Genomic DNA, 17,318 nt, shown 5'->3' with positions numbered 1-17,318 from the left:
GAACGAGTCTTTGATACTCGTAGATGAGTCTTTAATACTCGCCGACGAGTCTTTGATACTCGTGAACGAGTCTCTGATACTTGTGAACGAGTCTTTGATATTCGTGGATGAGTCTTTGATATTCGTGGATGAGTCTTTAATACTCGCCGACGAGTCTTTGATACTCGTGAATGAGTCTTTGATATTCGTGGACGAGTCTTTGATACTCGTGGTTTTTTTACGAACCGCAAAGGACGCAGAGGACGCAAAGAAAGAGGAGAAATATATTTATAAATAAAGTGAAGTAAAGCGGTGCATTAGCATTCGGCGTAACGTACCCTACCAAAATACTAAAGGAGTAGAAATTAATAAGGAGTTAGGAATAAATAACTCCTAACTCTTGTAGAGACGCGATTAATCGCGTCTCTACTTTTTACAGCGCACAAGTCAACTCGCCGGCTCTTTGACTAAAGCTGTGATTTTCCCGATAATCTACGGGACAATCTATCACCGCAGGTACATCCTGAGCGAGGGCTTCTTTCAAAGTGGGAATCAAATCTAGAGTCGATTCAACTCGGTAGCCTTTTAAACCCATGCTTTCGGCTAATTTCACAAAATCAGGATTGCTAAAATGCACAAAAGATGAGTTTCCTTTGCCAAATTGATTTTCTTGCTTCCACTCAATTAACCCATAGCCACCATCATTGAAAATTATCGTGACAAAGGGCGTACCGACACGCAAGGCTGTTTCTAATTCCTGAGAATTCATCATAAAGCCGCCATCGCCTGTGACAGCAACGACTTTGCGCTTAGGATGAACCAGTTTTGCTGCTAAAGCGCCAGGAATGGCAATACCCATAGCCGCGAAACCGTTGGAAATTATGCAAGTATTAGGACTATGGCAATGATAATGACGAGCCATCCACATCTTATGTGCGCCAACATCAGAGATGACGATATCATCTGGGCCCATCACTTGCCGTAAGTCATAAATTAACTTTTGCGGCTTAATCGGAAATTCGTCATCATGGGCATACTGTTCGTAATCAGCCCGAATATCTGACCTTAAGCTGATGCCAAAGGGATCGGGTTTACCTTGTCGGTCTGCTAATTTTAAGATTTCATAGAGTGAATCTGAAATATCTCCTACGACTTCAGCGTTGGGAATATAACTACTATCAATTTCCGCCGGACTCACCCCAATATGCACAATGGGAATTTCACCATTGCGATTCCATTTCTTGGGAGAAAACTCAATCAAATCATAGCCGATCGCAATTACTAAATCTGTGTTATCAAACCCACAGGTAATGAAATCTCTTTGCTGTAATCCCACTGCCCACAAAGCTAAGTGATGGGTGTAGGGAATCACGCCTTTACCCATGAAAGTATTGACAACAGGTATATTCATCAGGGTGGCAAATTGCGTGACTGCATCACTTGCATGAGCGCGAATTGCTCCATTCCCTACTAAAATTAATGGGTTAACTGCTTGGCAAATTGCGGCTGCTGCTGCCCGAATGCTAGCAAAAGATGCATAAGTTTTTTCGCTATTATCCTTACGCAAAGGTTTGCCTTCTACAGGCATGGCAGCAATATTTTCTGGCAAATCAATGTGAACTGCACCGGGTTTTTCTGATTGCGATCGCTTAAATGCTTTCCGCACTACTTCAGGTGTAATACTCGGTCGCACAATCTGCTTATTCCACTTGGTAACAGGTGCAAACATTGCCACCAAATCTAAATATTGATGGGATTCAATATGCATTCTATCTGTTCCTACTTGACCAGTAATCGCCACTAAGGGCGCACCATCGAGGTTAGCATCTGCTACCCCAGTCATCAAGTTGGTTGCCCCAGGACCAAGAGTAGAAAGACACACTCCAGCTTTTCCGGTTAAGCGTCCGTAGACATCGGCCATGAATGCTGCACCCTGTTCATGACGAGTCGTAATAAATTGAATCGAAGAATGTTTTAACGCTTCCAAAACGTGCAGGTTTTCTTCACCAGGAAGTCCAAAAATGTATTGCACTCCTTCATTTTCTAGGCACTGCACCAATAACTCTGCTGTATTCATTTTATTTCCTAACTATTGACGATATTCAGTTAGGAGTTAGAAGTTAGGAGTTAGGAGTTAGGAGTTGGGAGTTGGGAATTAGGAGTTAGGAGTTAGGAGTTAGGAGTTTAAATTAATAGCTCCTTACCGTTCGCTTGTTACTATGAAAGTTTTAACTCTTCACTTCTCACTTTTAACTCATCATTCGTTACTCTCACTCTTAACTCTTAACTTTTAACTCCTAACTCCTAACTTTTGATCACTTCACCCACACGGTTTTAACATTGACAAACTCATGTATACCTTGGATACTCAATTCTCTGCCATATCCAGAACGCTTGATGCCACCAAAGGGCAACCGAGGATCGGATTTGACCATACTGTTGATAAACACGGCACCAGCTTCGATTTCTTCAACTAAGCGATCGCTCTCTTGGTTATTGGCTGTCCAAGCACTTGCACCTAAGCCAAAGGGTGAGTCATTAGCGAGTTTAATGGCAGCATCAATATCTGGAACCCGGAATAACAAGGCTACTGGGCCAAAGAATTCTTCTTTGGCAATTGGTGTGTCGGTGGGGATATCTATGATAATCGTTGGCGGATAAAAGTTTCCCGGACGATCTGATAAAGGATGTCCACCGATGATGACTTTACCACCGCTGCTAATAGCACCTTGCACTTGTTGATCTAAATCCTGGAGAATACCAGGAGTTGCCAGTGGGCCTAAATCAGTATCTGGTTGCATAGGATCGCCTACTTTTAGCGCCTCGAATTTTTCTAAAAGCAATTTTTCAAATTTGTCTGCGATCGCTTCTGCGACAATAAAACGTTTCGCTGCAATACATGATTGCCCGTTATTCAACATCCGCGCTGTAGTAGCTGTGACAACTGCTGTCTCTAAGTCAGCACTTTCTAACACAATAAACGGGTCACTTCCTCCTAATTCCAAAACTGTTTTTTTAATTTGTTTCCCGGCAGCAACGGCAAGGGATGCGCCGGCTGGTTCGCTTCCTGTCAAGGTGGCAGCTTTTACGCGGTCATCAGCCATTAAATCGGCAACTTTGGCAGCGCCTATTAATAGAGTTTGAAAAGCACCTTCAGGAAAACCTGCGCGTCGGATAATATCTTCAATTGCCAAGGCGCACTGCGGCACGTTGGAAGCGTGTTTGAGTAAGCCGACATTTCCCGCCATCAGGGCTGGTGCGGTAAAGCGAAAAACTTGCCAAAAAGGGAAATTCCACGGCATCACCGCGAGAATCGCACCCATTGGTTGATAACGTACAAAACTCTGGTTGGCATCAGTTTTTATACTGACATCAGCTAGAAAATCAGGGGCGTGTTCGGCATAGTAGCGACAGACAACGGCGCATTTTTCGACTTCCGCGATCGCAGCTTTCAATGGTTTACCCATTTCTAGAGTCATCAACTTCGCAAATTCTGCTTTGTCTTGCTCTAAAATATCAGCAGCCTTTTGTAGCCAGTGCGATCGTTCAGAGAAACTAGTCTGGCGATAGTGTTCAAAAGTCTGATTAGCCAAATCGAGTTTAGCGACAATTTCTGCATCATTGAGCGCCTCAAAGGTTTTGAGCGTCTCCCCAGTGGCGGGATTAATGGTGGCGATCGCCATTACCTGACCTCCCGTTAAAAAATAGCTTCGGTAGGCTTCCTAGTGTTACACAGATCAATTCTGGAAGCTACCACCCAAATTCTAGTCTTATAACCCAGAATTGGTTGCTGAATATTACAATTTTGCAATTATTTTGGAAATAAAATATACCAATCAATAAGTATTAATAGTGATAAATTAAATGCGGGTAGAGTTGCTATAATTTGCACAATTGAGGAATCAAGCCATGACTCAAGTTACATTCGATGAATTAGTTGCTAAATATCTAGATAACACAGGACAACGTTAGGAACTATACGATGGAGTAATAATTGAGATCTTCGCACCTACAGGCGACCATGAAGAGGTTGTTGTATTTTTATCTACAAAAATTACTTTAGAATATAGTCACCTCAGTCTGCCCTATGGTATACCAAAAACAGTATTAGTTAAACCACTTGAACACGAATCAGCTTACTCGCCAGATGTGCTACTCCTAAATCTTCCTAATTTAATTAATGAACCTCGGTGGAAAAAAGAATCAACTGTTACTCAAGCAGCATCAATTCCTTTAGTAATTGAGGTGGTAAGTACAAACTGGCGTGATGATTATCTGAAAAAATACGCTGATTATGTTCGCGCAGCGTCTCGAAGAGAAGAAATGGGAATTCCTGAATATTGGATTGTCGATTATGGTGCATTGGGCGGTAGGGAATTTATTGGCAAACCCAAACAACCTACTATTTTGGTTTGCTGTTTAGAATTAAGGTGAGTATCGGGTTAGTAAATTTCGAGAAGATGACCGTATCCAGTCGCCAATTTTTCCAGAGTTGAATTTGACAGCAGAGCAAATTTTTCGCGCTGGCACAGTCGGGTAATTTGTAATTGCAAAAATGCCAAATCTAATGAGCAATAATCGTTGGCACTTGCTGCAATTTTGTCTGATAAATCTTAACTAATCGCTCAATACCTTTGAAACGATAATCTCCCATTTCCTGGAAGTCTGAGGGTTGTGAAAGCATTGTATGGGTGGCTTGACTAATCACGCATTCACTGGGAGGACAAACTGCTTCCATGCGAGCAGCAAGATTAATCGTTGCGCCTAATGCTGTATAGTCTACTCTTTGGGAACTACCGACATCTCCCACTACAGCCTTACCGCTATTAATCGCAATCCGTAATTGTAGCGGTTCGTGCCAAAAACCATTGGCATTCAGATGTTCGAGACGAGTAAGCATTCCCTTGGCAGCAGTAACAGCGCGATCAGCATGATCTACTTGCGGTTCTGGAGCGCCAAAAAATGCCATAATACAATCGCCAATATATTTATCTAAAGTGCCGCCGCAAGCAAACACTTCTTTGAGCATTTCTTCAAATAAATTATTTAATAGTTGAGCGATCGCAGTTGGTGTTAACCTTTCAGAAATTGCCGTAAAGCCAACTAAATCAGCAAACAAAATGCTGATTTCGCTTTCGGTGGGAGCTAAACGACCACTCGGTAATCCGCCTACAGATATCAACTGCTGTACAACTGCTGGAGAATGATAACGTTCTAGTCGGTGACGAATCATCTCTTCAGTTTTGAGTTTCTCTACTAATAGCCAACGCTGTACGCTAGAAGCTACAAGATTTGCTAAAGCTGAAAAAAAGCTCAATTCTTCTTCACCTTCATTTGCCCAATGGTAAGAAGAAAAATTGGCATCGGCATACAGTACGCCCACAACTTTATTTTCATCCCATAAAGGCACTGCCATCGCGCTACGAATGCCTTTGACTAAAATACTCTGTTCGCTAGCAAACCGTTCATCCAGATGAGTATCACCTGTTTGAATGACTACTTTTTCCTCAAATACCTTTTGACAGATACTACGACTAATCCAACTACCATCAGAAGGGAGATATTTCTGTTGAGAAATATTTCTAGTGGCAGCATTCATTAATTCCAACTGGCCGCAACCATTGACATCAATTAATAATCCTAAGCGATCGATACTATCAAGGTAACGAAAAACTACTTGCTGCACCTGAGAAAAAATCTCTTCTATAGACGCGGCTGCACAAAGATTTTTCGCTATGTCCACTAAGTCTTTGAGACGGGCAATGGTTTTGTCCTTATTATTGATGTCACCATCTTTACTATCAGCTGCAATCCATTGCTGTTGTAATTGTTCAACATTATGAAGGATTGTTCTTTGCTCATTAATGTCCGAAATTCCGGGATACTCAGGTGTCGGTTGAGAAACAGCGGTTGTGAGCAGCACTACCAGGCTGACATTGCTCAACCAAATGATATCGCCGTGATGTAACTCTTGGGGATAGTTAACAAGAGATTTATTGACTTGCGTCCCGTTTTTGCTGCCCAGATCCTCAATAGTCCACACACCGTCAGCCGTTTTTACCAAGCGAGCATGGTTGCGAGATACTCCACCAAAAGGTAAGTACAAGTTACATTCCGGCAAACGACCAATTGTAAATACATCTTGGTCAACTGCGATCGTGGTCTCGGTATCTCCCTCTTGTAGGCGTAGCGTGAGTTCAGTCATGAGTGTGATAGATCCATCGAAGCTAAAGGTCAAGCAACTCTAGGGTAAGGTTATACCGTACAGGTTAACCTTCACCTTTTGTTTATGACACTGTTAACTGCATTCCGACAACTGTATGTGACAGATATTACATTGAATGAGGCAATTTTGCTAGAGTTTCAGTTCATATCGTGTCCGGCTAAAGACTTATCATTTAGACCGCAGTTCTTGCTAGGGGCGGAGGGAAAGAGGCTTTTGGGATTTTTGCACAGTACAGATTCGGTAATCATAGATGCAACTGCACATCTGATAAATATTTAATAATTATTTCTTTTACCTGGTTTAGCAGTTTGATTTGAAAGGTGGTGCTTTTGTATAACCCGCTCAATCTGGCAAGTCACCGCATCTATTCTATTTTTAACCTTATCAAAATCAATATTCACCCAAATATAGGCTTTGTCAGGTCTTTGCTGCTTTCCATCCATATATGGTTTTAGTTGTCAATATATTTTGTTATATCTATACAATATAGTGTTCTCAATTTTTAAACTACTTTCTCTAGACATATAAGTAAATATGCTTAATATTTACTTAAGGTTTTATTGCAATCTGATTTGATTTTTAAACTTATTTGCGTGGTACTCAAAGTACGGCACAAGCGCCAGAGGCAGGGAGTAGGGAATCAGCTTTAGTTATACAGAGTTTTTTCACGCAATCAAATAGGAGTCTTATTAGCTCCTAGAAGTTCAACCAAACAGTGATTTGATTAATATGGGCACACATTATTATCTATCTATTGAAAGAGACGCGATATTTCGCGCCTCCCTCTAAGAACCAAAATCAAAATTCTAAGTGTTAGCTTAAATCTTTGTTTGTAGATATTGCACCAACTGCGGTGCTTGCATCACTCCCTCTATCCGCTCCACAGGCTTACCCTGCTTAAATAGTACTAAGGTTGGGAGAGAAGCAATTTTATACTCAGTAGCCAAATCTGTGTATTTTTCTGTGTCGATTTTGACAATCCGTAAGCGATCCTTAAGTTGGGCATTGACTTGCTCTAAAATTGGCACCATCATTTGACAGGGGCCACACCAGTCAGCGTAAAAATCTACTAATACAGGTACATCAGAAGCAGACAGCATATCTTCAAAACTGTTAAATTGCTTTTTCGTTGCCATGTGACACACACCGATTTTCAATTGTTTGTTTCAATAGTAGTTCTTAGAAAATAAAATCGGTATAGGTTTATGGGTTTTTGTTGGGAAAAGATTAGATTAGTTAATATAGAATGATTTACCAACCAAAAATCTTAAATAATTATAATAAAATACGGATTTTTTTTAATTTGTGCATCTGCATTAGATATGTATTTAAACCTATCCTGACCAACCAACTAATTATAAAGGCGTTCACGAGAGTGATATCTACGAAGGGCGTAACTGCAACACTTTCTAGTCTATCCAGTCAGGCGAATATATTGCTTTAAGTTATTCATCTATTTACAGAAAAATAACTATAGCAATCCGATTTGATTCGGAGAATTACTCGTAGAGACTAGGGACTGGGGATGGTGGGGCCCCCTCTGGGGATAAGGGGTAATGGGGACTGGGAAGAAGGAATAAAGGTGTACTTAGCTTCGCAAAAATCAAATATGAGTCCTATATAGATATTTAATTATAGTAAAACGTTAATTCGTGTTATTCGAGTTATATAGCAATCCTATTTGATTTGTGATGATTGCAACCAGCAGGTTCCTGACAACTTTTATCAAGTCGGGGATCTTGTTTGTGCACGTTTGATTCAGAATAGCTATATCTAGCTAAATACCACCTATAATACCAATTCAATTAATGATTGCAACACATCCTTGGGTAAAGACGCGATGAATCGCGTCTCTACAAAGAGTCTATTTGTCGCATTTTTTTTTCAAATTGGTATAACTTTATCTATTTAGCTATCTAACTTGCAACATCACAGCCAGATTGTCACCTTGCAAGAGTTAGATTTTATTCAGACAATATTCAGATGTTCCCGAAATCGCCATAAGATAATTAGCGCGGTATTTCTAAGATTGAGGAACATTAAATGACACTATTACAAGATAAAGTCGCAATTGTCACAGGTGCATCCAGAGGAATTGGCCGAGCGATCGCAATTGAATTAGCCTCACAAGGAGCGATCGCAGTCATCAATTATGCCAGTTCGAGTGCAGCTGCTGAGGCAGTTGTTACAGAAATTATAGATGCGGGAGGTGAGGCGATCGCGATCCAAGCTGACGTTTCTAAAAGCGATCAAGTAGACACATTAGTTAACGCCGTCATCGAAAAATTCAGCCGTGTGGATATTTTGGTCAACAACGCAGGTATTACCCGCGATACCCTGCTTTTGCGTTTGAAGCCAGAAGATTGGCAAGCGGTGATAGACCTTAATTTAACTGGTGTTTTCTTATGTACACGCGCCGTCAGTAAAATTATGCTTAAACAGCGATGGGGGCGGATTATCAACATTACTTCCGTTGCTGGGCAAATGGGCAACCCAGGTCAGTCAAACTATAGCGCCGCCAAAGCAGGTGTAATCGGCTTTACCAAAAGTGTTGCCAAAGAACTTGCTACTCGCGGTATCACCGTTAACGCCGTCGCCCCTGGATTTATCACCACCGACATGACCAGCAATCTCAACAACCCTGAAGATATTCTCAAATACATCCCACTCGGTCGCTTCGGTCAGCCTGAAGAAGTTGCTGGCATGGTGCGCTTCCTCGCCGCCGACCCCGCCGCCGCCTACGTTACTGGACAAGTTTTTAACGTCGATGGCGGTATGGTCATGGCCTAAATAGTGCTAAGTTAGGAGTTAATGATTTTTGTAGGGTGCGTTACGCCGTAGGCTAACGCACCGATTTTATTTAGGGATCGCCGATTGCGAGACTTTCAAGAAATCTTCAGCTAATTTTGATTTGAACCTCACGCGACTTCGAGTGGTGTGAGGTTCAAATCAACGATCTCTGCCTGAATTACTCTCTTGTCTTACAAATTTCTCCACAGACGTATCAAACACCCCTAAAATGCCCTTCTAACAGTCACTTTGTCGTCGTTAACTACAATGGCATCAGCCTTGCCATCCTCAGTAACATCGGCAAAGAATGTTCCGCGGCTTCCATAGTAAGGATTCTGTGTGAAGGACTCGTTAGGAAGAAAACTAAAACCGTTGGAGCGTCGGACAGTCACTTTGTCATTGTTAACCACAATGGCATCAGCCTTGCGATCGCCGGTAACATCGGCGAAGAATGTTCCTCGGCTTCCGTAGTAGGGATTTTGCGTCCACGACTCGTTAGGAAGAAAACTAAAACCGTTGGAGCGTCGGACAGTCACTTTGTCATTGTTAACCACAATGGCATCAGCCTTGCGATCGCCGGTAACATCGGCGAAGAATGTTCCTCGGCTTCCGTAGTAGGGATTTTGCGTCCACGACTCGTTAGGAAGAAAACTAAAACCGTTGGAGCGTCGGACAGTCACTTTGTCATTGTTAACCACAATGGCATCAGCCCTGCCATCGCCGGTAACATCGGCGAAGAATGTTCCCCGGCTTCCGTAGTAGGGATTTTGCGTCCACGACTCGTTAGGAAGAAAACTAGAACTGTTGGAGCGTCGGACAGTCACTTTGTCATTGTTAACCACAATGGCATCAGCCCTGCCATCGCCGGTAACATCGGCGAAGAATGTTCCCCGGCTTCCGTAGTAGGGATTCTGTGTCCACGACTCGTTAGCAGTAAAACTAGAACCGTTGGAGCGTCGGACAGTCACTTTGTCGTCATTAACCACAATGGCATCAGCCTCGCCATCACCGGTAACATCGGCGAAGAATGTTCCCCGGCTTCCGTAGTAGGGATTTTGGGTCCAGGACTCGTTAAGATTGAATTCCGCTTGCACTGGACTTCCAAGTGTTGATGACAGGGCAATTGCAGCAATTAACTTTAAACTTGTTTTTTTCATGGTGATCTATATTAAGTAAATAGGATTTACGCATGAATAAAAGTTAATTCTGAAGCTTCAGTCCAAGCTTCAGCTTGAGATATCTAAGACAGATAACTTTCTAGCTAAAAGTATAATTTTTACAATATTTTCTAACTAGTCTTAATAATTACATTAAGCCCATAAGCTTTATCAACCTTTTAATATACTGCTAGTAGCTCCTTCATAAATAATTTCTTAGAAAAACTATATAATTAAGGACTTCCACAGAATAAATTATTCCAAAAAAAACAAGAGGTAGTAGCTATTCAATAATGATAATCATTATGAGTGGGTAAGAAAATCGGTTGCCACCGGAAATTTACTATGCTCTATAGTTAAATAAATGCTTTTCTTAAAATCAAATCACTATGTTTTGCCACAGTAGAGAAGAAATTTAGTAGGGCTAGCACTGCAATGCTCACCCTACCAGTAACTAAGGCTGTTGGCGTATCCTTTGCCAGACAGTAAAAGCCAAAAGCAGGATAATGCTACTGGCAGTAGCCACCATTACAGCCAAACTCATACCTTGTATTCTCATCGCCAGCAAGTTGAAAACTAAGGTAATTGACCAAAGTGTAAATGCAGCATGGCGTTGGGAGAGTCCCCAAGCAAGTAAGCGGTGGTGCAGATGGTCTTTGCCAGGAGTACTCAGAGGGTTATTTCCTGCTAGTAACCGCCGCACAAATACTTGAGTAGTGTCTAGCACCGGTAACAACAGAAATAAAACCGTAGGAATTAGCGCATAAACTGTGTTTTGTTGCAGTTTGCCCAAAATACTAGTTGCTGCCAGCACATAGCCAAAAAAGTATGCTCCGGCATCACCCATAATAATTCGTGACGGATGGAAATTATGGCGCAAAAATCCTAGCGCAGCACCTCCCAAGGCTGCGAGTACCAGGATTGCTGCGGCACGATTGTTAAATTGAGCTGCAACGCCCAACAAACTCATGGCGGTAATAAAGCTAATTCCTCCTGCCAAGCCATCCATACCATCCATTAAGTTGATGGCGTTGGTAATCCCTACTACCCATAGTACCGTTAGTAACATGGACAGAAGCGAGTCGATGGGAGTGCCAAACAGGACTTTGACACTGATGCCATTAGCTACGAGCAACAGTGCCGTGACAATTTGTGCCCACAATCGCACAGAGGGCGGTAAACCGAACTGATCGTCGATAAAGCCCACAAGGACTAATATCGAACCCCCCAACAGAATAGTGAGTACCTGAGCCAATACATTTTGGAGTTCGATCGGTCGTAAAAGGCTAGCTAATACCAGCGCGGCAATCACGCCCGCGTAGATAGCCAGCCCCCCTGCATTGGGTAAAGGTTCTCGATTGAGTCGCCGGGCGTTGGGTTGGTCAGCCCAACCTACCCGCAAGGCGAATTTGCGTACTGTCGGAATTAAACGCCAAGTTACAAGCCAAGCCAAGAGGAACGTAAATACTACTGCCAACCAGCCGGTGCCGCTAGGGTCGGCAATACCAAGGGACTTAAGGGAGTTGTCTAGATTCATCTCCCAATTCAAGCATTACTGCCTGTATCTAATATGAGCATCACCTGTATATTAATCAATTTTTTTTATTTCCATTTGTAACTTGAGCAGCTTGAGAGATTAGCACTCTGGCGCTGTGAGTGCTAAATTGTCTAATGGAAGCGCTGGAGAAATAAAACATGGCAAAAATTATTGCATTTGACGAGGAATCACGGCGATCTCTAGAAAGGGGTGTTAACGCCCTTGCCGATGCCGTAAAAATCACCTTGGGGCCCAAAGGTCGCAATGTCCTTTTAGAGAAAAAATTTGGCGCACCTCAAATTGTCAACGATGGTATCACTGTTGCCAAGGAAATTGAATTAGAAGATCCTTTGGAAAATACTGGTGCAAGACTCATCCAGGAAGTGGCCTCAAAAACTAAAGATGTCGCTGGGGATGGTACAACCACCGCCACGGTTTTAGCACAAGCCTTGATTCGAGAAGGTTTGAAGAACGTCGCGGCGGGTAGTAACCCTGTTAGCTTGAAACGGGGGATCGACAAAACTATTGAGGCACTGGTGCAGGAAATTGCCAAAATAGCCAAGCCGATAGAAGGAAGTGCGATCGCTCAAGTTGCCACTGTTTCTGCTGGTAACGATGAAGAAGTTGGTCAAATGTTAGCTCAAGCAATGGAAAAAGTCACCAAAGATGGTGTAATTACCGTTGAAGAATCCAAATCCCTAACCACTGAACTAGAAGTAGTTGAGGGGATGCAGATTGACAGGGGTTATATTTCTCCCTACTTCGTCACCAACAACGAACGGCAAATCGTCGAATTTGAAAACGCCCGAATCTTAGTGACAGATAAAAAAATCAGCAGCATCCAAGATTTAGTGCCGATTTTAGAAAAAGTTGCCCGTTCTGGTCAGCCTTTGCTAATTATTGCTGAAGATGTTGAAGGTGATGCTCTGGCTACTTTGGTGGTGAACAAAGCGCGGGGTGTACTGGCTGTGGCTGGGATTAAAGCGCCTGGGTTTGGTGATCGCCGCAAAGCTTTGTTAGAAGATATTGCTATTCTCACCGATGGACAGTTGATTTCTGAAGAAATCGGCTTAAGCTTGGATACCGCTGCTTTAGAAGCGCTGGGAACTGCCCGCAAAATCACGATTGACAAAGAAAGCACCACAATTGTCGCTGGCAGTGTCACCAAGCCAGAAGTACAAAAGCGGATTGGTCAAATTCGCAGACAGTTAGAAGAAACTGATTCTGACTACGATCAAGAAAAACTCCAAGAACGTATCGCCAAGCTTGCTGGCGGCGTGGCAGTGATTAAAGTGGGTGCGGCAACCGAAACTGAACTCAAAGACCGTAAACTGCGGATTGAAGACGCGCTGAATGCTACTAAAGCTGCTGTGGAAGAAGGTATTGTTCCTGGTGGTGGAACAACCTTAATTCACTTAGCTAAGGCGGTAGAAGCGATTAAAAACACCCTACAAAATGACGAAGAAAAAATCGGGGCTGATATTGTCGAACGAGCGCTAGAAGCCCCTTTACGCCAAATAGCAGACAACGCTGGTGCTGAAGGCTCTGTAATCGTCTCGAAAGTCCGGGATAGCGACTTCAACATTGGCTACAACGCCGCTACTGGCGAATTTGAAGACTTGATTGCTGCTGGTATTATCGACCCTGCCAAAGTCGTGCGTTCAGCTTTGCAAAACGCTGGTTCCATTGCTGGTTTGGTCTTAACCACCGAAGCGATCGTTGTTGAAAAACCAGAGAAGAAATCTGCTGCTGCTGCCCCTGATATGGGCGGTATGGGCGGTATGGGTGGCATGGGCGGTATGGGCGGTATGGGCGGCATGGGCATGTTCTAATTTCTGCTAACCCAGATAAATATTTTAGGACTTGCGCAAAAATCGCCCAAAAGCTTAATTTGTCGAACCGCCAAGACGCCAAGAACGCCAACGCGTAGCGTCTCGAAGAGAAGAATTCGTAGAGTGTGCGTAAGTCCTATATTTTTTAAACAGTTTGTCTTGTCAAGGCAAACTGTTTTTGTAGCATTGCTCATTCAGAGGCAATATGTTATACCAATTCGTAATTCGTAATTCGTTAGATTAAATCTGGCTGATGACCAAATTAGCAACATAAATAATTACACAATTTAGACTTTATATTAATTTTTGTGAAATAACGTGTAAGTTATCCTTATGTCCTTTGTTATTCACAAATGACAAAGGAAAAATGACAAATGACAAATTACTATTAGGTAATATTGTATGGCACGAAAACTACCTCGCCTTCCTAAAATAGTCACCAAGTTGTATGAAGACGAGTTCCATCATCAACCAGGGACTCTACCTGGAACTATTTTTATTGATGCAGATGCTCCACCACCGATAATTTTTTTGATTGACTATAACCAAACCAATTTCATCCGCGAACAAATAGCAACTCCAGAGGAATGTGTGCCATATCTGGACAAGGAATCTATTTCTTGGGTAGACGTACAAGGTTTAGGTAGTCAAGACATATTACAACGATTAGGTAAAGTTTTTGAGTTACATCCTCTAGTTTTAGAAGATATAGTCAATGTACCGGAGCGTCCCAAAACCGAGGATTATGAAGATCAATTGCTATTCATTGCCCGGATGGTAGTACCAAAGGAAAAAACATGTGGTTTTTACAGCGAGCAAGTGAGTTTGATATTGGGAAAACATTACTTGCTGACAGTACAAGAGGAACCAGAACATGATTGCTTTGAAACGGTGCGATCGCGAATTGAAAAAAACAAAGGTATCATCCGTAAACAGGGAGCGGATTATTTAGCTTACGCCCTGTTAGATGCAATTATTGATGGCTTTTTCCCTGTACTGGAGCTTTATGGTGAGCGAATCGAAGAATTAGAGGAGGAAGTAATAGTTAAACCTACTCCCCAAACACTGCAAAATATTTATCAAATTAGGCGAGAATTACTACAACTACGTCGTGCTATCTGGCCGCAGCGGGATGCAATTAATTCTTTAATTCGAGATGATCCCGATTTGATTTGTGAAGAAGTGCGAATCTACCTGCGAGATTGTTATGACCATACGGTGCAAGTCATGGATATGGTAGAAACTTATCGAGAACTAGCGTCTGGCTTAATGGATGTGTACCTTTCAGCAGTGAGTAATAAAATGAATGAAATCATGAAGGTGCTAACGATAGTTTCAACAATCTTTATTCCACTGACTTTTGTTGCCGGAATATATGGTATGAATTTTAATACTGAAAAATCGCCATATAATATGCCGGAATTGAATTGGTATTGGGGCTATCCACTTTGCTGGGCAGTAATGATAGCGATCGCATTTAGTTTGCTATTCTTTTTTTGGCGAAGAGGCTGGCTGCAAAATTCTATAGTAATCAAGCGCAATTAAAAGTTGTAGATTAGCGATGAGTCAGCCCCTTTGGGGAAGTCAAAAGTCAAAAGTCAAAAGTCAAAATTTAAGAACCCCATAAATAAATTTAGGGGCTTGTACCTTTTTATTTTTGGTCAAATATATATTCATTAGCACTGGGAGTTAAGATTTTTGAGTTATGAGGAGTAGCGACCAGAATTTAGTAGTTTTGACGATTTATATTATCGGTGTTTCTTATGTTTTCAACCGCATGATAGAATCCATCGATGACCAAGTTAAATTTGAGTTTAAAAAAGGAATCGTTGACGAACAACTCAAAGAACAAAATCTCGATGATAAAATTGGAATTTCTTTTAAACTCAAACCCTCATACCCAATTGACGATTTGAAAGATTTAGGAATTAGTATCGAAAATAAATCGGATAATGTTGCCCTATACGTTGATTGGGATAACAGTTCTTTAGTTGTTGAACATAGTAAGCAATCGCGCCGCGTAATTCGGAAATCACCAGACTTAACCCGCGACTTAGCAGTACCCCAAAGTCCTAGCCTGATTGCTCCCAAGAAAACACTTTCTGAAACAGTGACAGCAGAAGATGTTTTCGAGCGCGATAAAGAAGCTGGAATCTATTCAGCAAAAAAACCACTAATTGATATCAATGGGCTACAAAAAGGGCAAAAAAAGTTGTACAACGACTTTCTTAACAGAAAAAAAGAGTTGGATTTTTCCCTGCAATTAGTGCTGAGGATATCTGAGGTGCGTTTAGGTCTAGCTCCAGGTCGTGATTTTCCTCCCATTAGCATTATCAATTGTCCTTTCACAGTCAGGAAACTACCTTGGACTTACGCTCTACCTTGGAATAAAAAAAAGCAATAACCTGTCAACCCTTTCTGTCAACCGGGTACACTGGATCTAAGGAGAGAGTAGGCGCAGGCGGTTGCAGATCAGTCATAGTTACTGGTTTGAGGAAAGTCCGGACTCCCGAAAGACCAAACTTGCTGGATAACGTCCAGTGCGAGCGATCGTGAGGATAGTGCCACAGAAAGATACCGCCAATGAATTAGGGAATAGGGAATAGGGAATAGGGAATAGGGAAAGAAAAACCCCACTCCCCACTCCCCACTCCCCACTCCCCAATCTTTGGTAAGGGTGCAAAGGTGCGGTAAGAGCGCACCAGCAGTATCGAGAGGTGCTGGCTCGGTAAACCCCGGTTGGGAGCAAGGCGATAGGAACTACGGTTGGTCTTTTACCAGTTCCGCTCAATGAGAGCCGCTAGAGGCGTTTGGTAACAGGCGTCCCAGATAGATAACTGCCCTCGCAAGAGAACAGAACCCGGCTTATGTCCTGCTCTCTCCCCTCTAATGGAGTATAAACCTTTGACGGTTTGTACTCTATTATTTTTGTACGGATTTTGTGCGTAAGCGAAGCTCGTCGTAGACATCGCTAATTAATCATTTAAAGCATTCCCAGGATCTCTAATGCTGTATCCAGATGCCATTTAACTCGATAGAGTCCAAACAGTTTCTCTTGACTGTAACGTGCTGGGTACTCTAGTTTCCTTCCCTCCATTGTCACCTTGAGTAATGCTGACTGCTCTGGTGTCGGTGTTCCCATCGCTTCTAGTGTCGCTTCTAGCGCTTCTACTTGAGAAAACATAGGAGACTTCAATCCTTTATTTTCTGACACTTGCTTGCAAGCTACAACAGGAAAAGTTAGGAGTGCGTTAATGTAGGATGCTTTATCAGCAGGGTTTCCTATTGCTTGAATGCCATACTGTATCAAACATAAATCGCGTAACGCTCTCAAGCTTTTAACTTCTAATTCTGTGCGTGTAAACATAAAATAGAGTTACCTCTTGTAAAAGTGGGAATCGGTGGGCAACAAGTTTCTCAGGCTAAGATGCCCATCGATTTAAGATTATCCACTGATATACACGTGGAGAATAAATTTATTTGTATTTCTATACAATGTCTAAAAATAAAGGTAATCCAGATAACTTAAAGCCATTCACCACAGATAGAGAACGACCATTAACTGAATATCTACATTTGCGTGTCACCAAAGAAATGAAGGAAGAGGTAAAAGCTAAGGACGATCCTCCTGAATTTTGTCGTCAAGCTATCCAAGAGAAGCTAGATAGAGAGAAGTAGCGAAAAGTTGTTAGATTGATAGTCCAAGAACTTTAGGTATATAAAATAGATAACTAGTTGCCTTCCCCTGCTCCCCCTGCTCCCCCTGCTCCCCCTGCTCCCCCTGCTCCCCCTGCTCC

At 42.3% G+C, this 17,318-nt stretch carries 13 protein-coding genes, 1 other RNA gene and 1 pseudogene; 7 read left to right on the top strand and 8 right to left on the bottom strand.

Annotated features, from left to right (window positions below):
* Positions 1 to 412: 412 nt before the first annotated feature.
* Both RMY63_RS36205 and RMY63_RS36200 read right to left on the bottom strand, forming a co-directional pair.
* A complete protein-coding gene (locus RMY63_RS36205) occupies positions 413 to 2,056 on the bottom strand; it encodes an acetolactate synthase large subunit (protein ID WP_322733320.1) in 1,644 nt (547 codons plus the stop codon).
* A 238-nt stretch (positions 2,057 to 2,294) separates the two neighbouring features.
* Complete coding sequence (locus tag RMY63_RS36200) at positions 2,295 to 3,662, bottom strand: NAD-dependent succinate-semialdehyde dehydrogenase (RefSeq protein ID WP_322733319.1); 1,368 nt, start codon at positions 3,660 to 3,662, stop codon at positions 2,295 to 2,297.
* A 226-nt stretch (positions 3,663 to 3,888) separates the two neighbouring features.
* On the opposite strand from RMY63_RS36200, the pseudogene RMY63_RS36195 reads away from it, so the two are divergent.
* A pseudogene (locus RMY63_RS36195) lies at positions 3,889 to 4,519 on the top strand (Uma2 family endonuclease).
* A gap of 24 nt (positions 4,520 to 4,543) precedes the next feature.
* Here RMY63_RS36195 and RMY63_RS36190 read toward each other — a convergent pair.
* The 3 genes from RMY63_RS36190 to trxA all read right to left on the bottom strand — a co-directional run bounded on the left by RMY63_RS36190 (position 4,544) and on the right by trxA (position 7,341).
* Positions 4,544 to 6,184, bottom strand: coding sequence for an adenylate/guanylate cyclase domain-containing protein (locus tag RMY63_RS36190; protein WP_322733318.1), 1,641 nt, complete (start codon positions 6,182 to 6,184; stop codon positions 4,544 to 4,546).
* Between the two features lie 296 nt (positions 6,185 to 6,480).
* The gene (locus RMY63_RS36185; RefSeq protein ID WP_322733317.1) at positions 6,481 to 6,648 is read right to left on the bottom strand and encodes a hypothetical protein; all 168 of its coding nucleotides are present in this window, start codon (positions 6,646 to 6,648) and stop codon (positions 6,481 to 6,483) included.
* A gap of 375 nt (positions 6,649 to 7,023) precedes the next feature.
* Positions 7,024 to 7,341, bottom strand: coding sequence for a thioredoxin (gene trxA / locus RMY63_RS36180; RefSeq protein ID WP_104907825.1), 318 nt, complete (start codon positions 7,339 to 7,341; stop codon positions 7,024 to 7,026).
* A 907-nt stretch (positions 7,342 to 8,248) separates the two neighbouring features.
* Here trxA and fabG point away from each other — a divergent pair.
* On the top strand, positions 8,249 to 8,995 hold the full coding sequence (gene fabG / locus RMY63_RS36175) for a 3-oxoacyl-[acyl-carrier-protein] reductase (RefSeq protein ID WP_322733316.1): 747 nt from the start codon (positions 8,249 to 8,251) through the stop codon (positions 8,993 to 8,995).
* 224 nt (positions 8,996 to 9,219) lie between these two features.
* On the opposite strand, the gene RMY63_RS36170 is transcribed toward fabG, so the two are convergent.
* Both RMY63_RS36170 and RMY63_RS36165 read right to left on the bottom strand, forming a co-directional pair.
* Positions 9,220 to 10,152, bottom strand: coding sequence for a VCBS repeat-containing protein (locus tag RMY63_RS36170; RefSeq protein ID WP_322733315.1), 933 nt, complete (start codon positions 10,150 to 10,152; stop codon positions 9,220 to 9,222).
* A gap of 454 nt (positions 10,153 to 10,606) precedes the next feature.
* Complete coding sequence (locus RMY63_RS36165; RefSeq protein WP_322733314.1) at positions 10,607 to 11,689, bottom strand: MraY family glycosyltransferase; 1,083 nt, start codon at positions 11,687 to 11,689, stop codon at positions 10,607 to 10,609.
* Between the two features lie 158 nt (positions 11,690 to 11,847).
* Between RMY63_RS36165 and groL the strand changes: the two genes are divergently transcribed.
* The 4 genes from groL to rnpB all read left to right on the top strand — a co-directional run bounded on the left by groL (position 11,848) and on the right by rnpB (position 16,405).
* Entirely contained in the window at positions 11,848 to 13,521 is a 1,674-nt protein-coding gene (gene groL, locus RMY63_RS36160) for a chaperonin GroEL (protein ID WP_322733313.1), read from the top strand.
* Between the two features lie 402 nt (positions 13,522 to 13,923).
* Positions 13,924 to 15,066, top strand: a complete 1,143-nt coding sequence (gene corA, locus RMY63_RS36155; protein ID WP_322733312.1) for a magnesium/cobalt transporter CorA — start codon at positions 13,924 to 13,926, stop codon at positions 15,064 to 15,066.
* 160 nt (positions 15,067 to 15,226) lie between these two features.
* Complete coding sequence (locus RMY63_RS36150) at positions 15,227 to 15,925, top strand: hypothetical protein (RefSeq protein WP_322733311.1); 699 nt, start codon at positions 15,227 to 15,229, stop codon at positions 15,923 to 15,925.
* A 43-nt stretch (positions 15,926 to 15,968) separates the two neighbouring features.
* Positions 15,969 to 16,405, top strand: an RNA gene (gene rnpB, locus RMY63_RS36145) — RNase P RNA component class A.
* Positions 16,406 to 16,504: 99 nt separating this feature from the next.
* Here rnpB and RMY63_RS36140 read toward each other — a convergent pair.
* Entirely contained in the window at positions 16,505 to 16,888 is a 384-nt protein-coding gene (locus RMY63_RS36140) for a hypothetical protein (protein WP_322733310.1), read from the bottom strand.
* Between the two features lie 128 nt (positions 16,889 to 17,016).
* On the opposite strand from RMY63_RS36140, the gene RMY63_RS36135 reads away from it, so the two are divergent.
* On the top strand, positions 17,017 to 17,199 hold the full coding sequence (locus RMY63_RS36135; protein WP_099104126.1) for a hypothetical protein: 183 nt from the start codon (positions 17,017 to 17,019) through the stop codon (positions 17,197 to 17,199).
* Positions 17,200 to 17,318 lie beyond the last annotated feature (119 nt).

The sequence above is a fragment of the Nostoc sp. ChiQUE01b genome, from assembly GCF_034531255.1.
Lineage (GTDB): Bacteria > Cyanobacteriota > Cyanobacteriia > Cyanobacteriales > Nostocaceae > Nostoc.
Note: the sequence above shows the minus strand (reverse complement) of the source record. Positions and strands in the feature narration are given on the sequence as shown.